Annotated in this window: 18 protein-coding genes; 16 read left to right on the top strand and 2 right to left on the bottom strand. The window is 40.9% G+C overall.

The window, feature by feature from the left end; translation table 11 throughout:
• The first annotated feature begins 29 nt into the window (after window positions 1-29).
• The 10 genes from safA to yajC all read left to right on the top strand — a co-directional run bounded on the left by safA (window position 30) and on the right by yajC (window position 8,855).
• The gene (gene safA, locus KH400_RS02625; protein WP_217221647.1) at window positions 30-1,190 is read left to right on the top strand and encodes a SafA/ExsA family spore coat assembly protein; all 1,161 of its coding nucleotides are present in this window, start codon (window positions 30-32) and stop codon (window positions 1,188-1,190) included.
• A 282-nt stretch (window positions 1,191-1,472) separates the two neighbouring features.
• Window positions 1,473-2,501, top strand: coding sequence for a YhcN/YlaJ family sporulation lipoprotein (locus tag KH400_RS02630; RefSeq protein ID WP_217221648.1), 1,029 nt, complete (start codon window positions 1,473-1,475; stop codon window positions 2,499-2,501).
• Between the two features lie 126 nt (window positions 2,502-2,627).
• Entirely contained in the window at window positions 2,628-3,386 is a 759-nt protein-coding gene (locus tag KH400_RS02635) for a YebC/PmpR family DNA-binding transcriptional regulator (RefSeq protein WP_217221649.1), read from the top strand.
• 98 nt (window positions 3,387-3,484) lie between these two features.
• A complete protein-coding gene (locus KH400_RS02640) occupies window positions 3,485-4,060 on the top strand; it encodes a BofC C-terminal domain-containing protein (protein ID WP_217221650.1) in 576 nt (191 codons plus the stop codon).
• Window positions 4,061-4,311: 251 nt separating this feature from the next.
• On the top strand, window positions 4,312-4,932 hold the full coding sequence (gene ruvA, locus KH400_RS02645) for a Holliday junction branch migration protein RuvA (protein ID WP_217221651.1): 621 nt from the start codon (window positions 4,312-4,314) through the stop codon (window positions 4,930-4,932).
• 41 nt (window positions 4,933-4,973) lie between these two features.
• Window positions 4,974-5,972: a Holliday junction branch migration DNA helicase RuvB gene (gene ruvB, locus KH400_RS02650; RefSeq protein ID WP_217221652.1), complete on the top strand. Its 999-nt coding sequence runs from the start codon at window positions 4,974-4,976 to the stop codon at window positions 5,970-5,972.
• 5 nt (window positions 5,973-5,977) lie between these two features.
• Window positions 5,978-6,187 carry a DUF2905 domain-containing protein gene (locus tag KH400_RS02655; RefSeq protein WP_246589324.1) on the top strand — a complete coding sequence of 70 codons (210 nt, stop codon included), beginning with the start codon at window positions 5,978-5,980 and terminating at the stop codon, window positions 6,185-6,187.
• A gap of 112 nt (window positions 6,188-6,299) precedes the next feature.
• Entirely contained in the window at window positions 6,300-7,343 is a 1,044-nt protein-coding gene (queA, locus tag KH400_RS02660; protein WP_217221654.1) for a tRNA preQ1(34) S-adenosylmethionine ribosyltransferase-isomerase QueA, read from the top strand.
• Window positions 7,343-8,482: a tRNA guanosine(34) transglycosylase Tgt gene (gene tgt / locus KH400_RS02665; protein WP_217221655.1), complete on the top strand. Its 1,140-nt coding sequence runs from the start codon at window positions 7,343-7,345 to the stop codon at window positions 8,480-8,482. Before queA ends, tgt begins: the two co-directional genes overlap by 1 nt.
• Before the next feature lie 109 nt (window positions 8,483-8,591).
• Complete coding sequence (gene yajC, locus KH400_RS02670; RefSeq protein ID WP_217221656.1) at window positions 8,592-8,855, top strand: preprotein translocase subunit YajC; 264 nt, start codon at window positions 8,592-8,594, stop codon at window positions 8,853-8,855.
• 94 nt (window positions 8,856-8,949) lie between these two features.
• Here the strand turns inward: yajC and KH400_RS02675 are convergent, their stop codons facing one another.
• Window positions 8,950-9,330, bottom strand: coding sequence for a TIGR04086 family membrane protein (locus KH400_RS02675; protein ID WP_246589251.1), 381 nt, complete (start codon window positions 9,328-9,330; stop codon window positions 8,950-8,952).
• Between the two features lie 192 nt (window positions 9,331-9,522).
• On the opposite strand from KH400_RS02675, the gene KH400_RS02680 reads away from it, so the two are divergent.
• The 5 genes from KH400_RS02680 to KH400_RS02700 all read left to right on the top strand — a co-directional run bounded on the left by KH400_RS02680 (window position 9,523) and on the right by KH400_RS02700 (window position 14,734).
• Window positions 9,523-10,812, top strand: coding sequence for an ArsB/NhaD family transporter (locus KH400_RS02680; protein ID WP_217221657.1), 1,290 nt, complete (start codon window positions 9,523-9,525; stop codon window positions 10,810-10,812).
• A gap of 159 nt (window positions 10,813-10,971) precedes the next feature.
• On the top strand, window positions 10,972-11,631 hold the full coding sequence (locus KH400_RS02685) for a DUF421 domain-containing protein (RefSeq protein WP_217221658.1): 660 nt from the start codon (window positions 10,972-10,974) through the stop codon (window positions 11,629-11,631).
• A 113-nt stretch (window positions 11,632-11,744) separates the two neighbouring features.
• A complete protein-coding gene (locus KH400_RS02690) occupies window positions 11,745-12,083 on the top strand; it encodes a hypothetical protein (protein WP_217221659.1) in 339 nt (112 codons plus the stop codon).
• 272 nt (window positions 12,084-12,355) lie between these two features.
• A complete protein-coding gene (locus KH400_RS02695) occupies window positions 12,356-13,504 on the top strand; it encodes a dicarboxylate/amino acid:cation symporter (protein WP_217221660.1) in 1,149 nt (382 codons plus the stop codon).
• Between the two features lie 363 nt (window positions 13,505-13,867).
• Complete coding sequence (locus KH400_RS02700) at window positions 13,868-14,734, top strand: SDR family oxidoreductase (RefSeq protein ID WP_217221661.1); 867 nt, start codon at window positions 13,868-13,870, stop codon at window positions 14,732-14,734.
• Between the two features lie 108 nt (window positions 14,735-14,842).
• Here KH400_RS02700 and spoVB read toward each other — a convergent pair whose 3' ends face one another.
• On the bottom strand, window positions 14,843-16,411 hold the full coding sequence (spoVB, locus tag KH400_RS02705; RefSeq protein WP_217221662.1) for a stage V sporulation protein B: 1,569 nt from the start codon (window positions 16,409-16,411) through the stop codon (window positions 14,843-14,845).
• 184 nt (window positions 16,412-16,595) lie between these two features.
• Here spoVB and KH400_RS02710 point away from each other — a divergent pair, with 184 nt between their 5' ends.
• Window positions 16,596-17,417, top strand: coding sequence for a DUF368 domain-containing protein (locus tag KH400_RS02710; RefSeq protein WP_217221663.1), 822 nt, complete (start codon window positions 16,596-16,598; stop codon window positions 17,415-17,417).
• Window positions 17,418-17,424 lie beyond the last annotated feature (7 nt).

Consider the following 17,424-nt stretch of genomic DNA (forward strand, 5'->3'; position numbering starts at 1 on the left):
AAAGAATTGTTTTAGGAGGGAGATAGACGGTGAAAATTCATATCGTTCAAAAAGGAGATACGTTATGGAAGTTAGCAGACAAGTATAATGTGGACTTTGAAGAACTAAAAGCAGCGAACCAGCAATTATCGAATCCGGACATGATTATGCCTGGAATGAAGGTGAAAATTCCAACAGCAGGTGTACCTGTGAAAAAGAAAGAAGCACCAGCGAAACCAAAAGAACATATGGCGCCAAAAGAGAAGCCCGTTCCCAAAGTAAAGAAAGAAGTACCTAAAGAGATGCCAAAACCAAAGCCAAAAGAAGTTCCGTATAAAATGCCGCCGAAAGAGCCAGAAAAAATACCAACGCCGCCTCATGTAGAAATGCCAATCATGCAGCAACCGATTATGCAACAACCTGTTCAGCAAAAACAGGAAATGAACATGAACTTCAATGTTTATAAACAACCAGCAAAACCGAAGCCAAAGGCAAAGCCAGAATATAAGGCTCCAAAGGTTCCTGAGCCGCCTAAGCCACCAAAACCTGTAAAGAAACCTGAAATCAAGAAGCCTGAGATAAAACATGAACCACCGAAGAAGCCCGATGTGAAACCGACAATCCCGAAAGACGTGAAGACAGAATTGCCAGAGCCGAAAATGGTAAAACCACCGATGCCACCGATGCCACCGATGGCACCACAGATGCCACAGATGGTACCACCGATGGCACCGCAAATGGCACCGCAAATGGCACCACAAATGGCACCACAAATGGCACCACAAATGGCACCGATGCCAAAAATGCCACCACAGATGCCACCACAGATGCCACCACAAATGGCACCGATGCAGTATATGCCGCAACATTGCGTACCGATGACTGGTGTGATCCCTGGTTGTGCTCAGCCATCACCGTATTCACCATATCCAATGATGCCACAGCACGGCTATGGCGGAATGGCACCGGAAGCTCCTTATCCATCACATATGGCCTATCCACCTGAACAACACCCGGGTTCTTATCAACATGCTCAGCCCCAGCAACCAGCAATGCCAGGAGCGATGCCATATGCAAGAGCTTACCAAACGTCCCAACAAAATGCGATGAGGGATCAATATTACAATCAGGTGACTCAATCAGAGGTTGATTCATCAGGAACAGAAGATCAATCGTCAGGTGCAGGGGGAAATTCTACATCAAATTATTAAATCCTAAATCAAAAAAGGCGAGGAATACCCTTCGCCTTTTTTTGGTTTAGGAAAATGGAAACCAAAGCGAAAAATAGTGCTTGTACGTTTACATTTTTTATGTAATTAGGTTTAACACTATGTTTAATACACATACGTTGGAAGGTGGGCGTACTGTGCCGTTATTGGGAGTGATGTCTATGTCGCTTTCACCCACCATTATTTCTTCTCTCTTCCTAGATATAACAGAGTAATTTAAACCTTCAGTTGCCATCATAAATGGTGAAAGGAGGTATTCAAAATATGAAAAAGTTTGCTCTTTCGTTAACAGCAGCCTCAATGATCTTAGGTGGACTTGCAGGTTGTGGAGTCGATAATCAAGGTGCAGATATGGGTGCGCGTCAAGTGGGTATGAATACACAAGCCACGGACCAGACAACAGGTACCGCAACAAGAAATGACACTGCAGCTCGAGGAGCTGGAGATCGTTGGACTGGTGAGGGGCCATTAACTGATATGATGACGCCAAACCGTCGTGATGCTGGTGCCGGCCTGATGGGTGAAAACGTTCGAGGACGTGGCATGTCACGTCAAAACGTTCGCGGAACTCAAACTGGTCAGCGTGAAGGTATTATTGGTCAAACTGGCAATCATCGTGGCCAAGGAGTGACTGGTGCGAATCAAGATCGTCGTGGTACGATTGGTCAAGCGAACATTAACCAGCGCCCGGCGGGAACAGGTACGTATGGTGGCGCTAATGTCGGTATGACAGGACAGCGCCAAGGTATGGGTGCAGCTGAATTAGATGGCCGACGAGCGACACAGGATGCCGGTGGTAGACGTACAACGGGCTTAACCGGACAAAGAGGTACTGGTGCGGGAGCTGCTGGATTAACTGGAAACCGCACTGGGATGGTTGATAATACGGGAACCCTGAGAGGACAAGCTCAAAACCGTGTGGGAACAGGTACTGCCAATTATCATCAAGACTATGATAGTCAAGCAGTACAACGCATAACAGACAGAGTGAACCGACTCGATAATGTAAATGACCCACGTGTCATTGTTAATGATAATACAGTAGTTGTTGGTATTGATGGAGATGGTCAAGATAGAGGGCGAATTGAGTCTCAAGTGCGTGAGGCTGTTAGAGAGGTCAATAATGACTATGACGTTCATGTTGTGACCGATCGTGATGGTGTAAACCGTATTCGCACAATGGATGACCGTTTGCGTGGTGGTGCAGCATTTGATGAAGTTGGTGCTACATTCCGAGAAATGATTGGGGATCTTGGTCGAGCGGCTCAACGACCATTTGAACGTTCTCGATAAATGATGAGGAACAAGAACAGGTAATAGCGCCTGTTCTTGTTTTTTTATGGGCAAATTCAAACATAAAAAAATTCGATGATCTATGTTAAAATAAAGAGACAGCAAGGAAAGAGGGGAGTCAATAAAGTGGCAGGACATTCGAAATGGAAAAATATCCAACACCGTAAAGGGAGACAAGATGCAATCCGTGGTAAGGTCTTCACGAAAATTTCAAAGGAAATTTTTGCCGCGACTCGAAATGGCGGTGATGATCCAACCACAAATGCCAGGTTACGGATGGCCATTAATAAAGCCAAGGCGGCGAATATGCCAAATGATAATATTGAACGAACGATAAAAAAAGCACTTGGGGAACTTGATGGGGTAACCTATGAGGAAATTCGTTATGAAGGTTATGGGCCTAGCGGGGTTGCAGTCATGGTCGATGTATTAACCGATAATAAAAACCGATCAGCCGCAGAGGTTCGGCACGCATTCAATAAAAACGGTGGAAATCTAGGTGAAAATGGCTGCGTTTCTTTTATGTTTGATCGCAAAGGTTTGCTTGTGATCGATCGTGAGCATGTCGATGTTGATGAAGATGAGATGTTATTAGAAGTGATTGAAGCTGGTGCCGATGAATTGGAAACAACAGAGGACGTATTTGAAATTTTGACAGACCCTGAAGAGTTTGAGCCTGTTAAGACCGCACTTGAAGAGCAAGGATATACATTTTCAACAGCAGAGGTTACGATGCTTCCGCAAACAAAAACGGAACTAACGGATGATGATGCTCTTAAGGTTCTTAAATTAATTGAAACATTAGAAGATAATGATGATGTACAGAACGTTTATCACAATCTAGAAGCAGCTGATGACGTTTATGAGAAGTTCCACCAAGGATAAAAAATTATACGGATAAAGACTTCCATTCATGGTAACAATATCATAATGAATGGAAGTTTTTTTATGAACAAATATAACTACTGGTGGTGATGATCAAGATGAAAGTTCGCCCATTGATTGTTTTAATTAAAAAGTATCCGGCTTTTATTGCTTTGTTCTTTTTAATGAGTTGTCTTATTGCATTTTCATCTATGGAAAAAAGTGTTGCTGAAAAAGTAGAGGATAAACCACCAGCTCAACAAGAAGAAACATATGAAGTGATGGGTCCCAAAACCGTTGAAGTGATTTTAGAAAGAGAGTATTTAGATGGAGAAGTGAGTGAAGAAGTTGTCGAGGAAACGATTTGGTCGATGGAGGACTTCTGGGCCTTTTATGAAAATTGGACACTCGTCGATCAGGCCGAAGACAAAGTCGTATTTAAACAGCAGGTGGATGACATTTCGCCTTTATTAAAAATAAATGGTTATTTTGGTATTTCTGAAGATGGAACATTAAAGTTATATGAAGGTAAACCGACCGAAGAAAATGTCATTCAGTCATTATATCAAATTAATACAAAGAAACTGAAAAGTCATCAGCATGTAAATTTGAAAGAAGGAATTCCTGTTCAATCGCGAGAGCATTATGAACAAGTGTTGAAAACCTTTAAAAAATTTGCGATTAAAGAAATGTAATAGGTTGGAGAGTGGTTGACGAGTTCGGAAACCACTCTTTTTTAGTGGTAAAAAGGCGGAGTGCGCTAGCAATGAGGAAAAGTCAGAGAAGTAAGCTTACTCGCGCCGCCTTAGGATTAAGTTTAAGGGTAAGTTCACTGAGGAAAAGAAGTTGATTCCGGGAATGAATGAAAGGCAATGACGGTTGCAACATCTTCATGATAATATAAAATAGAAATGAACGTTCGCAAAAAAAAAGGGGAGAATCACTTTTGATAGAATTTGTATATGGTAAAGTTGACTTTATTGATACACAATACATCGTTCTAGAAACGAGTAACATTGGGTATCAAATCTACTGCGCTAATCCGTTTGAATATCAAGCAAACCAAGAAGAAATGGTTAAAGTATATACGTATCAGCACGTTCGTGAAGATATATTACGGTTATATGGGTTTAAAACGAGACAGGAACGGGCATTGTTTGAGAAACTTTTGAATGTGTCAGGGATTGGACCTAAAGGAGCGTTAGCGGTTCTGGCGACAGGACAGCCTGATCATGTCATAAAAGCGATTGAAGAAGAGGATGAGGCATTTTTAGTGAAGTTCCCCGGGGTTGGAAAGAAAACGGCAAGACAAATGATTCTAGATTTAAAAGGGAAGTTGGATGATTTCGCACCGCACTTATTTGAATCTAGATCGATTGATGAAAGTGAAACATTAACACCGAAGGAACAGTTGAACTCAGGAGCACTTGATGAAGCGGTTGAAGCATTGAAGGCACTTGGGTATGTTGATCGAGAAATTAATCGTGTACTACCAACGCTTCGAGAAGAGGATACAACGACTGATCAATACATTAAGATGGCGTTGCAATTAATCATGAATCGTTAAGTGAATCGAATAGGTTGGAAAAAAGAGTGGAGGTGACTTCTGTGGATGAAAGGATGGTTTCGGCTGAGTCTCAGTTTGCTGAAGATGCGTTAGATTTTAGTTTGCGTCCAAGTGATTTAAGCCAGTACATCGGTCAAGAAAAAGTAAAAGAAAATCTACGTGTCTTTATTGAAGCGGCAAAAATGCGTGAAGAGGCGCTTGATCATGTTTTGCTATATGGTCCGCCTGGCTTAGGGAAAACAACGCTTTCGGCGATTATTGCAAATGAGATGGGCGTACAAATGCGCACAACTTCAGGACCTGCGATTGAGCGTCCTGGTGACTTAGCAGCGATTTTAACTGCGCTAGAGCCAGGTGATGTCTTATTTATTGATGAGATTCATCGTCTCAATCGAATTGTCGAAGAAGTGTTGTATCCGGCGATGGAGGATTTTTGTATTGACATTGTGATCGGTAAAGGACCGACAGCTAGGTCTGTACGGCTTGATTTACCTCCCTTTACATTGGTTGGTGCAACAACAAGGGCTGGATTGTTATCAGCGCCATTGCGTGATCGCTTTGGCGTCTTATCGCGACTTGAATTTTACCGAGAAGAAGAGCTTGCATTAATTGTAGACCGAACGGCGGAACTGCTCGGTGTAGAAATTCAAGGGCAAGCGACTAATGAGATTGCAAGACGGTCACGTGGTACACCAAGGATTGCGAACAGGCTATTACGCAGAGTTCGTGATTTTGCCCAAGTCCAAAGTGATGGTATCATCTCCGAGCAATTAGCGGTCGATGCACTTGAGAAGCTACAAGTGGATCGTTTGGGATTAGATCATATTGATCATAAGTTATTGATGGGGATTATCGAGAAGTTCCGTGGCGGTCCGGTAGGGTTAGATACCATTGCAGCTACGATTGGTGAAGAGGCACATACGATTGAGGATGTGTATGAGCCGTATTTGCTGCAAATTGGTTTCTTACAGCGAACCCCGCGTGGAAGAGTTGTGACGGCTGATGTCTATCACCATTTTAATATGGAGGTGCCAAAGTGAGTAGCATGCCAAAAATCTTAGTGACGGTTGGGATCGTTTTAATTGTTATTGGATTGTTGTGGCAGGTAGGTGGTAAATATTTTTCACTAGGCAAGCTCCCGGGCGACATTTTTATTAAAAAAGGAAATACGACATTTTATTTCCCGATTGTGACGTCAATTATTTTAAGTATCGTTCTATCGTTAATTTTTTACGTGATTGGTCGTTTTCGTTAAAAGATACTTGTCATTGAGTGCTCTGTTTTGTATTCTAAATAGGATTGTTGCACAATAACTTGTAAATAATAATCAAAGAACTAGCAATCCGAAGATGAAAAGGTGAATCGTTATGGATGTCAATCAATTTGATTTTACATTACCAGAAGAACTTATCGCACAGACGCCACTAAGAGAGCGGAGTGCTTCAAGGCTACTCGTTGTTGACCCAAAGGTGGAGAAGATTTCTCACCAACAATTTCCATCAATCATTGATTATCTCAATCCTGGTGACTGTTTGGTGTTAAATGATACAAGAGTTTTGCCAGCGAGATTATACGGGATGAAAGAAGAAACGGGTGCAAAAGTTGAAACCTTACTTTTGAAGCAATTGGAAAATGACCGTTGGGAGACATTGGTTAAACCGGCGAAACGGGTTAAAGTAGGAACAACTGTTACATTTGGAGATGGCCGGCTTCGGGGTGTTTGTGTAGAAGAACTAGAACACGGTGGGCGTGTGATTGAATTTAGCTATGAAGGGATTTTTCATGAAGTTCTTGATCAGCTAGGTGAAATGCCACTCCCGCCGTATATTACCGAGCAACTCGATGATAAAGAGCGTTATCAAACCGTATTTGCTAAACATCGTGGGTCCGCCGCAGCACCAACCGCAGGCCTTCATTTCACAGAACAATTATTGAAGGAGATTGAAGAGAAAGGTGTACATATCACCTATATTACCTTACATGTTGGGCTTGGCACGTTTCGACCAGTCAGTGTAGAGAATATTGAGGAGCATGACATGCATGCTGAGTTTTACCAAATGACAGAAGGGACCGCTCAATTGCTGAATCAGGTAAAGCGAGATGGCGGTCAAATTATTGCGGTTGGAACAACTTCTGCTCGGACATTAGAGACGATTGCTAGAGACAATGAAGGAACGTTCAAAGAATCGTCAGGCTGGACCGATATTTTTATTTTTCCTGGTTATCACTTTCAAGGCATCCATGGTATGATCACGAATTTCCATTTGCCTAAATCAACGCTAATGATGCTTGTTAGTGCCTTAGCCGGACGCGAATTTATCTTAAAAGCTTATGAAGAAGCGGTAAGAGAACGCTATCGCTTTTTTAGTTTTGGAGATGCAATGCTCATCTTAGAAGGGAGTTACAAGTAATGGCAGCCGTTACCTATGAACATATCAAAACGTGTAAGCAGTCAGGTGCGCGTTTAGGGAGAGTCCATACACCTCATGGGGTGTTTGAGACGCCTATCTTTATGCCTGTTGGGACATTGGCAACTGTAAAAACAATGAGTCCTGAGGAATTAAAGGAAATTGGCTCACAAATTATTTTAAGTAATACGTATCATTTATGGCTTCGACCTGGTCATGATATTGTGAAAGAAGCAGGTGGACTACATCAGTTTATGAATTGGGACAAGCCGATTTTAACAGATTCTGGTGGTTTTCAGGTCTTTAGTTTAAGTGACTTGCGTAAGATAAAAGAAGAAGGGGTTTATTTTCGAAATCATTTAAGTGGTGAAAAGCTGTTCTTAAGTCCTGAGGGAGCCATGGAGATTCAAAATGCCCTAGGTTCAGATATTATGATGGCCTTTGATGAGTGTCCTCCGTATCCGGCTGAACATGAGTATATGAAAAATTCAGTCGAGCGGACAAGCCGTTGGGCAGAGCGTTGTCTTGAAGGACATAAGCGCCCTAATGATCAAGGGTTATTTGGGATTATTCAAGGTGGCGAGTATGAAGATCTTCGGCGCCAAAGTGCGAGCGATTTAGTATCACTCGACTTTCCTGGGTACGCCATTGGAGGTTTATCCGTCGGTGAACCGAAAGATGTGATGAATCGTGTACTTGAATTTACGACACCACTACTTCCAGACAATAAGCCACGCTATTTAATGGGGGTGGGTTCACCAGATTCATTAATTGATGGGGCAATTCGAGGGGTCGACATGTTTGACTGTGTCTTGCCGACAAGAATTGCTAGAAATGGGACATTAATGACGAGCAAAGGACGTCTTGTCGTCCGGAATGCTAAATATGCGCGTGACTTTTCACCATTGGATGAAAATTGTGATTGTCATGTTTGTCGGAACTATTCACGAGCCTATATTCGTCATCTCGTTAAATGTGATGAAACGTTCGGATTTCGCTTAACCTCTTACCATAATCTTTATTTCTTGTTAAACTTAATGGAGCAAGTGAGGCAGGCGATTCGTGAAGATCGATTACTCGATTTTCGTGAAGAATTTTTTGAACAATATGGATTCAACAAACCAAATGCAAAAAACTTTTAAAATATACAGGAAAACTGTATGATTTAAAGTAATATAGTATAGGGTTGGCTCCGTAAAAAGGTTTGTCTTGCCAGCTTAACGTTATAGGTTTGTGAAAGGGGGGAGAACAATGGATTTATTAGCAACGCTTGGTCCGCTAATTTTAATGTTTGCGATTTTCTACTTTCTTTTAATTCGCCCGCAGCAAAAGCGACAAAAGGCAATTAAAGAAATGCATGATAACCTACAAAAAGGAAACAAGATCATTACAATTGGTGGTTTACATGGAACTATCGATGCAATTGATGAAGACAAAATTGTCATTCTAGTTGATGATAACCGTAAACTTACGTATGATCGCTCAGCTGTACGTGAAGTAGTCAATCCAGATTAATGTACATAAATAAAACGCAACCAGAAATTGGTTGCGTTTTATTTGGAGGTGTCTTAAAAGGTTTAAATCAACCATTTAGGACACCTCCTTTCTTTTAGGATTGATTGCTAAATAGATTAACTCCAATAATCCCACCTAAGACACCACAAGCGAGGTAGCCTGCGTGGTGAACATATTGTTCAAGTGAGAATGTTGAATTGTACCCTAAATATTGGATGAGAAATGTGATCACAGAATAAAGTAAGGCAGTTGCTGCACCAACGACCCAACCTTTCTGCTTCGAAATCATGCCTGATACAACACCCCCGATAAATAGTGCAAGGAAGGATGCCGTTAAGATCAGCCAAGAAAATGAAGATTCTGTAAATGCTGTGAAGGTTAATACTAAAGAGACAATAAAGCTAAAGGAAAGCGCAATTGCTAAAATCGTTAGTACGCCGTACAACATTCCTGGAATGATGCCCCGATGTGTCAAAAGTCCTCTCCCCTTTCATTATTCATTTGTTTACTAATAGCTTATTCGTGCTTGGACAGATTAGAATAATTTGTTTTAGAAAACAGCGTGTAACGCCAAAAAAGTAAAGATCTCGCCTTTAAAACATTTCTATTTGAGAAGTATTTTTAGGACGAACCCATCATAGGATGATAGAAATGGGGAGGAGATCAGATGGAAGTTACTTTGGCCTTTATCATTTTTACGATCAGTTATATTATCATTATTAGTGAAAAGTTGAACCGTGCTCTTGTTGCCTGTCTTGGTGGGGTCATGATGCTATTTGTCGGTGTGATTGATTTAGATGCCGCCTTTTTGCAACATATCGATTGGCATACGATCACACTTTTGTTAGCGATGATGATCCTCGTATCAATTACGAGTCAAAGTGGGGCATTTGAATACATAGCGGTAACCGTGGCGAAGCAAGTTAAAGGAAAACCGGTTCCTTTACTTATTTTTTTGTCGATCTTAACAGCAGTCGGTTCTGCTTTTTTAAATAACGTGACAACTGTACTCTTGATTGTACCGATCGTTTTAACCTTAACCCGAATGCTTGAAATGAATGCTGTCCCATTTTTGCTTACCATTATTCTTGCCTCTAATATAGGTGGTACTGCGACGTTAATTGGTGATCCTCCAAACCTGATGATTGGTCAAGCTGTTGAACATCTTAGTTTTAATGATTTTTTATTTCATTTAGGTCCGGTTGTTTTGTTTATCTTTATCGTCATTTTAACAGGTTTAGTCATGTATTATCGAAATTCACTAAAAGTAACGACAGAAAACCAAATGAGGTTACTAGCGATTGAGCCAAAGTCTTATTTAAAGCACAAGCCGTTATTAATTAAGTCAGTATCAGTTCTCGCTGTCACGACGTTCGGATTTATTATTCAGCCATTATTAAAGGTTGAATTAACGAGTATTGCGATGGCAGGTGCATTACTTTTAATGTTGTTAACGCATCAAGAACAAAATATTGAGGAAGTATTTAAGTCGGTCGAGTGGGTGACATTGTTTTTCTTTGTTGGTCTTTTTATGCTTGTTGGTGGATTAAAAGATGTCGGGATTATCGATGAAATTGCAAAATCGATTATATATTATACAGATGGAGATTTACCAAAAACATCAATCTTCATCTTGTGGAGTTCGGGAATACTTTCCGGTTTTGTTGATAATATCCCCTTTGTAGCGGCAATGATTCCTGTCATATTAGAATTTGAAAATTATGGTATGACGAATTTAGACCCTTTATGGTGGGCACTTGCATTAGGAGCTTGTCTCGGTGGGAATGGAACATTAATCGGTGCGACAGCGAATGTGATTGTCGCTGGGCTTGCAATGAAAGCCAAGCAACCGTTTAGTTACATGGAGTTTCTAAAGGTAGGTGCTCCTGTTGCGCTCGTTTCGTTTATTATTTCAACGGTTTATTTATATGTGAGGTACTTAATTCCATTTCACTAAAAAGAGGTTGGGGACAAAGGTTGGTTTTTTACCTTTTGCCCGAGCCTTTTTACTATGGAGTGATTTCCAAAAGCTGTAGGTCATGTTCTAACTGATTATGGTCAAACTAGGAATTAGACAAGCGATAAAGTAAACGAGGCAAGCGAGGAGGGAAAGAGGTTGGATTATGGAACAATGATATTACGAACATTATTGATTTATGTTATTATCCTTCTTGTTCTTCGCTTTATGGGGAAAAGAGAGATTGGTCAATTATCGGTAATTGATTTTGTCGTAAGTATCATGATTGCAGAACTAGCTGTGATCTCGATTGAAAATACGGCCGCACCAATGTTAAATACGATTGTTCCCATTCTTATTTTGTCGATCATTCAAATCACATTAGCTTATATCGGACTAAAAAGTGAAAAAATAAGAGATATAGTTGATGGAAAGCCATCGGTATTGATTAACCAAGGAAAGATTGACGAAAATGAGATGCGAAAACAACGTTACAATTTCGACGATCTCCTCGTTCAACTCCGACAAAATAAAATTAGGAGTGTTTCTGACGTTGAATTTGCTATTCTAGAGCCATCTGGAAAGTTATCTGTGATTGAAAAGGAAGCTAAAACAAATGGAGAAGATAACCTACATAATTTCCTTCCTGTCCCTCTCATTCTAGATGGTGAGATCCAGCAACAACATCTAGAGAAAATTAATCAAACACAGTTATGGTTAAGGCAAGAACTAAGAAAGTTAGGTTATCGAGATATAAAAAAAATCTCCTATTGTTCAGTTGATAAAAATGGTTCCTTTTTTATAGATTTGGATGATTAATCGTAGTGCTTACAATATAAATCCACAACTAATTTATGAGATCTAGACAGGCGTATAAGCAATGAGTGAAAAATGAAATAGGATATCATGAGACTTCTTAAAGGAGGCTTTTCATGTCCTATACGACTTACTATTATGACCTTTGTTGTAAACATCGTGGACAATTTGTCAAAATCCATGATCAAAGCGGTCACCTTTATCAAGGGAAAATTGTTGATGTAGATAGACAACATGTTTGGCTAGAACGAGAAGGTGCTGGGCCCTCGCGGAAAGCACCTAGCTTTGGTGGCTTTGGTTATGGGTTTTTTGGACCTTATGGCGGTGTAGGAGGCTATCCAGGTTATGGTGGTTACCCAGGTTATGGCCGTTATGGATTTGGCTATGGTCGAACGTTTCCGGTTGCACTAGCTGCCATTGGGGGATTTGCTTTAGGTGCTGCCTTTTTCTGGTAAATTGAGGGGCGGGACAAACCTACAATAGTGGCAATGACCACTTGCCACATGCCCGTTTGTGAGTCTCACAACGGGTTTTTAAAAGATGGTGGTGGCTACGCTCCTTGCTTCGAGGCTAGGATAAAAGGTAAAGCCAACCTTTTGTCCCAGCCTCTTTCTGCTTTCTTAGAAAATATATTTAAAAAATATCTTGAAATATTTTTTCGATAATGTAATATTGTAAGAAACAAATGTGCACTGTAAACAGACACTAAAAAAGTGAGGGGAAAAAAATGAAGTTAATACTTAAATTACTTGTGGGGATCATAGCAGGTATTCTTATAGGATTAGTTGGGCCTGAATTCATCGTTAGGCTAATGATTACAATAAAGACGGTGTTTGGAAGTTTTATTGGCTTTATTATTCCATTTATTATTTTATTTTTCATAGCTTCTGGTGTCGCTGGATTAGGTCAGCGCTCAGGAGGTCTTGTTGGAAAAACGGTTGGTGTTGCATACTTGTCAACCTTCTTGGCAGGGATCGTCGCATTTTTTGTGGCTAGCATCATCATCCCAAATATATCTAGTGGATATCAATCAATTGAGGAAGGGACGGCGGCGTTAGAGCCTCTTTTAAATATTGAATTCACACCACTTATGGGAGTTGTAACAGCGCTCATTACAGCTTTTGTATTTGGAATAGGTGTAGCGAAAACAGGTAGCGCGACATTAAAGTCAATGTTCGATGAAGGTAAAAAAATCATCGATTTAGTCATTTCAAAGATTATCATTCCTTTTTTACCATTGTACATCGCAGGGATTTTTGCTGAGCTTGCTTATGAAGGAACTGTTTTTGAAACTTTAAAAGTGTTCGGTGTTGTCTTAGTTCTAGCGATTTGTACTCATTGGCTATGGATCATCATTCAGTACATCACAGCTGGTTCAATTAGCAAACGAAATCCATTCCAATTATTAAAAAATATGTTGCCTGCTTATTTTACAGCGCTCGGAACAATGAGTAGTGCAGCGACAATTCCTGTGACATTACGTTCAACGAAACAAAACCGTGTGAAGGAAGATATTGCAAACTTTGTTGTACCGTTATCAGCAAACATTCATTTATCTGGAAGTGTGATTACAATCGTTACTTGTACGGTTGCGGTAATGACCTTAACACCAGAATTAGCCATGCCAAGCTTTACACAAATGATTCCGTTTATCCTTATGCTTGGTGTGATCATGGTGGCAGCGCCGGGTGTTCCTGGGGGAGCGATTATGGCAGCGACCGGGGTCTTAATGACGATGTTTGGGTTTAATGAGGCAGCCATTGGCTTAATGATTGCATTATATATGGCCCAAGATAGTTTTGGAACGGCGACAAACGTCACTGGGGACGGAGCCATTTCTGTCATTGTTGACCAAGTATCAGAAAAAAGTAAATAAAGTAGAAGAGGACAAGCAACACTTCTATCGTATGTTTTTGGGCTGGATGAAACAGTAAAATCAACTGTTTTGTCCAGCCTTTTTCGTACCTTTTTACAATAGGCTCTGTTATTGTTGAATGTTGATATTGGGCTCATTTTATGGGAGATATGAATGAAATCCTATGAGAAAATAAATTTTCTCCATGATTTTATTCATATCTTCCAACCTTTCAGTACCTGAAAGGCGTGCGAAACTAAGGTTTCGCACGAAATGAGCCCAATATCAACGACCATCAACACTAAACTTTAACACAGCCTTAAATAAAAGTTTAAGAACCGCTTATACTAATCGTAGGAATCTAGAGTGAAGGAGGCATCATTTTTGGATAAACGATCATATCCCATCAGTCAACCACCGCAACATCAAGATCAGCAACCGGGAATTGAATCAAACATGGTTCCGCTTCCGATGTATGAGAAGCCAACGTACCAAGGAAGTGGGAAATTACAAAATAAAGTAGCGTTACTGACAGGAGGAGATAGTGGCATTGGCCGTGCCGTAGCGGTTGCTTTTGCTAAAGAAGGTGCAGATGTTGTGATTTCGTATTTAAATGAACATGAGGATGCAGCAGAAACGAAACGACAAGTAGAGGAGGAGGGGAGGACGTGTTTACTCGTTAGCGGTGATATCGGTGAGGAGTCTTTTTGTGAGCAATTGGTTCAAGCGACCATTGACCAATATGGAAAAGTGGATGTGTTAATTAATAACGCAGCAGAACAGCATCCGCAAGCTGGAATTGATATGATTAGTGCCGAACAGCTAGAACGAACGTTTCGTACCAATGTTTTTGCGCCCTTTTATCTGATCAAAGCTGCGATCCCCTATCTAAAACCAGGGAGCTCAATTATTAATACGGCCTCAGTGACTGCTTACAAAGGCAACAAGCAGCTGATTGATTATTCAGCAACAAAAGGAGCACTTGTATCTCTGACACGGTCTTTATCAGAATCGTTAGCTGGACAAGGAATTCGTGTCAACGGTGTTGCGCCTGGGCCCATTTGGACGCCATTGATTCCATCCACTTTTTCGAGTGAAGATGTTGCTTCGTTTGGTCAAAACACAGCGATGATGCGAGCAGGACAACCAGAAGAATTAGCGCCGAGTTACGTATTTTTAGCCTCTGATGATTCTTCATATATGTCCGGCCAAATGATCCATGTCAACGGAGGCGAAATTGTTAACGGGTAGTATGAAAATAAAAAAGCAACCCAAAAAAGGGTAGCGACTTTGTCATTTGTTCTGGGGATGTCCCATAAGGTAGGAACCACACCTTTTTGAGACATCCCCAGTATCATTTTATTTTCTAATGAACAGCGATAAGAACTTACCGATAAAGGGAACACGGTTGATCTCTTCCTTTTTAATTAAGCCCAGGACAAGTAATAAAAGTCCGTAGACGATCGCAGTGATTGTAATTGAAATAATTGTACGTGGTAATAGTTGTATCGTTTCAAAGGAAAATTCGTATAAAACGTATCCTGTAATTGTTGTAATCGCCATCGTTATAACGACCTTAAGTAAGTCGCGTATGTTTAAAGTGAAACCAATCGATTTAACGACAGTCGCAAAGTGTAGCAATGTGACCAATACAATCCCAATGACAATGGCAAGGGCGGCCCCCATAATCCCGAGTTCCGGTCGTGTCGCGAGGGCGAAGATGGCGGCAATTTTGACGATTGCTCCAATAAAACTATTCATCATCGCTGCTTTAGCTAGATTAAGTGCCTGTAGTGTCGCTTGCAATGGTCCTTGGAAGTATAGGAAGATACTAAATGGAGCCATTACTTTTAAGTAAGATGCGACCGTTGGTTCATTATACATCAGGTCCATGATTGGTACGGCAAATACATATAAAACAACAATCGAAATTCCTCCAGAAATAAGGGCTAACCGTAACGCCTGCCCGAGACGGTGGTGAATCGTTGCATAGTGCTTCATTGCCGCTGCCTCACTAATGGCTGGGACGAGCGAAACGGAAAGTGAGTATGTGATAAATGTCGGTAAATACAGTAACGGGATCGCAAAACCTGAAAGTTCTCCATATTGAGTTGTAGCAACCGCTGTTGCCACACCGGCAATGGCGAGACTTTGTGCAACGACGATCGGCTCAAAGAAAAAGGTAATAGATCCGATGAGACGACTCCCTGTCGTTGGCAATGCTATGGCCATAAGGTCTTGGAAGGTCTTTTTTCCTTGTTTTAGGAAGTCGAAAAAACCGCGGCGAATTCGAATTCTTTTCTTCGCTTTGAACATGCAGATCATAAAAATGAGCGAGGCGAGCTCGCCAATAACAACTGAGATCATGGCACCAGCAGCTGCATATTCAACACCGTATGGTAAAAATGCTGATGTGAAAACAGCAACGAGGGTAATTCGAATGACTTGTTCGATCACTTGTGAATAAGCTGTCGGTCTCATATTTTGTCGCCCTTGAAAATAACCACGTAATACTGACGACAAGGCAACAATAGGTACGATTGGTGCAATCGCAATGAGTGGATAGTAGGCTCGTTCGTCTGTCAGTAAAGTCTCTGCTATAATGGGTGCAAATGCAATCATTCCAAATGTGAATACGAGACTTAATATGCCAGTAACAGTAAGGGAGACAACGAGAATGCGTTTGATTTTTCGACGGTCTGCGATAGCTTCAGCTTCTGCTACTAATTTTGAGATAGCTACCGGTAAGCCAAGCTGAGTTAGTGTGATGATGAGCAGAAGCGTTGGGACAGCCATCATATAAAGGCCGACGCCTTCAGCTCCCATGATTCTGGCGACGACAATTTTGTTTATGAAGCCAAGGATGCGTGTGATCAGTCCAGCTATAATTAAAATTAACGTACCCTGGAGAAAAGTTTGTTTTGACATGTACGCCCCTACTTTCTAAAAAAATGATGGATATTTTCCACAATTATTTATATGCTTATTAGGGGGCCAAGCATGACAAGTAGTTACTGAAAGAGAATAATTCAGTAAGAATCCTGGATGTTTGCTACATTGGCGCATGGCTCTTGGATGGATCATTGTAATGATAGAAAAAAGGAGTACAACTATGTTTGAATGGAAAAATATTTTACGTGGCATGATGATAGGGGCTTCAGATCTTGTTCCAGGTGTAAGTGGGGGGACGATTGGGGTCATTCTTGGCATTTATGATCGATTAATTGAGGCCATTAGTGGCTTTTTTAGTAGGAGGTGGAAGCAGTATCTAGGTTTTCTTATTCCATTAGGAATTGGAGCGGTTCTAGCGATCCTCCTTTTAAGCCGTTTAATCAAATGGTTATTGGAGTTCTATCCACAACCTACCTATTTTCTTTTTCTTGGTTTAATAGCCGGGATTGTACCTTATTTATTACGTCAAGTAGACTATAAAAATAACTTTCGTTTGCATCATTATTTTGTTTTACTTCTTGCTGGGGCATTGATTGCCTCAACATTGTTTTTTAGGCAGAGTGATGAGTCGATGGTGATTGAGACGTTGAATACTTCATCTGCTCTTCTGTTGTTTTTCTCGGGCTGGATTGCTAGTATGTCGATGCTTTTACCGGGGTTGAGTGGATCATTTGTCATGCTCTTATTAGGGGTGTATGCAACGGTTATTAATGCGCTAGCGACTTTAAATCTACCTATTATATTTGTTGTCGGGTGTGGAGTAGCTGTAGGCTTAGTCATTAGTAGTAAGTTAATACGGATGCTTTTGAAGACAATGCCGGTGTTTACGTATGCAGCGATCATTGGGATGGTGATCGGCTCCGTTTTTGTGATTTTTCCTGGAATCGAACAAAATATCTTGCTCTTGATCATTAGCCTACTGACCTTTGTTGCTGGCTTTTATGTAGCAACTTTCTTTGGGAAAAATGAGATCGAGTCTTAAAAGCTAG

Source organism: Desertibacillus haloalkaliphilus (assembly GCF_019039105.1).
GTDB classification, from domain to species: Bacteria; Bacillota; Bacilli; order Bacillales; family KJ1-10-99; genus Desertibacillus; species Desertibacillus haloalkaliphilus.

Bases quoted from the DNA above. Each gene is read 5' to 3' on its own strand.
- tgt (WP_217221655.1), top strand. From the start codon at position 7,343: ATGGCAGCCGTTACCTATGAACATATCAAAACGTGTAAGCAGTCAGGT.
- KH400_RS02710 (WP_217221663.1), top strand. From the start codon at position 16,596: ATGTTTGAATGGAAAAATATTTTACGTGGCATGATGATAGGGGCTTCA.
- KH400_RS02690 (WP_217221659.1), top strand. From the start codon at position 11,745: ATGTCCTATACGACTTACTATTATGACCTTTGTTGTAAACATCGTGGA.
- KH400_RS02640 (WP_217221650.1), top strand. From the start codon at position 3,485: ATGAAAGTTCGCCCATTGATTGTTTTAATTAAAAAGTATCCGGCTTTT.
- spoVB (WP_217221662.1), bottom strand. From the start codon at position 16,411: ATGTCAAAACAAACTTTTCTCCAGGGTACGTTAATTTTAATTATAGCT.
- KH400_RS02655 (WP_246589324.1), top strand. From the start codon at position 5,978: ATGCCAAAAATCTTAGTGACGGTTGGGATCGTTTTAATTGTTATTGGA.
- yajC (WP_217221656.1), top strand. From the start codon at position 8,592: ATGGATTTATTAGCAACGCTTGGTCCGCTAATTTTAATGTTTGCGATT.
- queA (WP_217221654.1), top strand. From the start codon at position 6,300: ATGGATGTCAATCAATTTGATTTTACATTACCAGAAGAACTTATCGCA.
- KH400_RS02695 (WP_217221660.1), top strand. From the start codon at position 12,356: ATGAAGTTAATACTTAAATTACTTGTGGGGATCATAGCAGGTATTCTT.
- KH400_RS02680 (WP_217221657.1), top strand. From the start codon at position 9,523: ATGGAAGTTACTTTGGCCTTTATCATTTTTACGATCAGTTATATTATC.
- KH400_RS02630 (WP_217221648.1), top strand. From the start codon at position 1,473: ATGAAAAAGTTTGCTCTTTCGTTAACAGCAGCCTCAATGATCTTAGGT.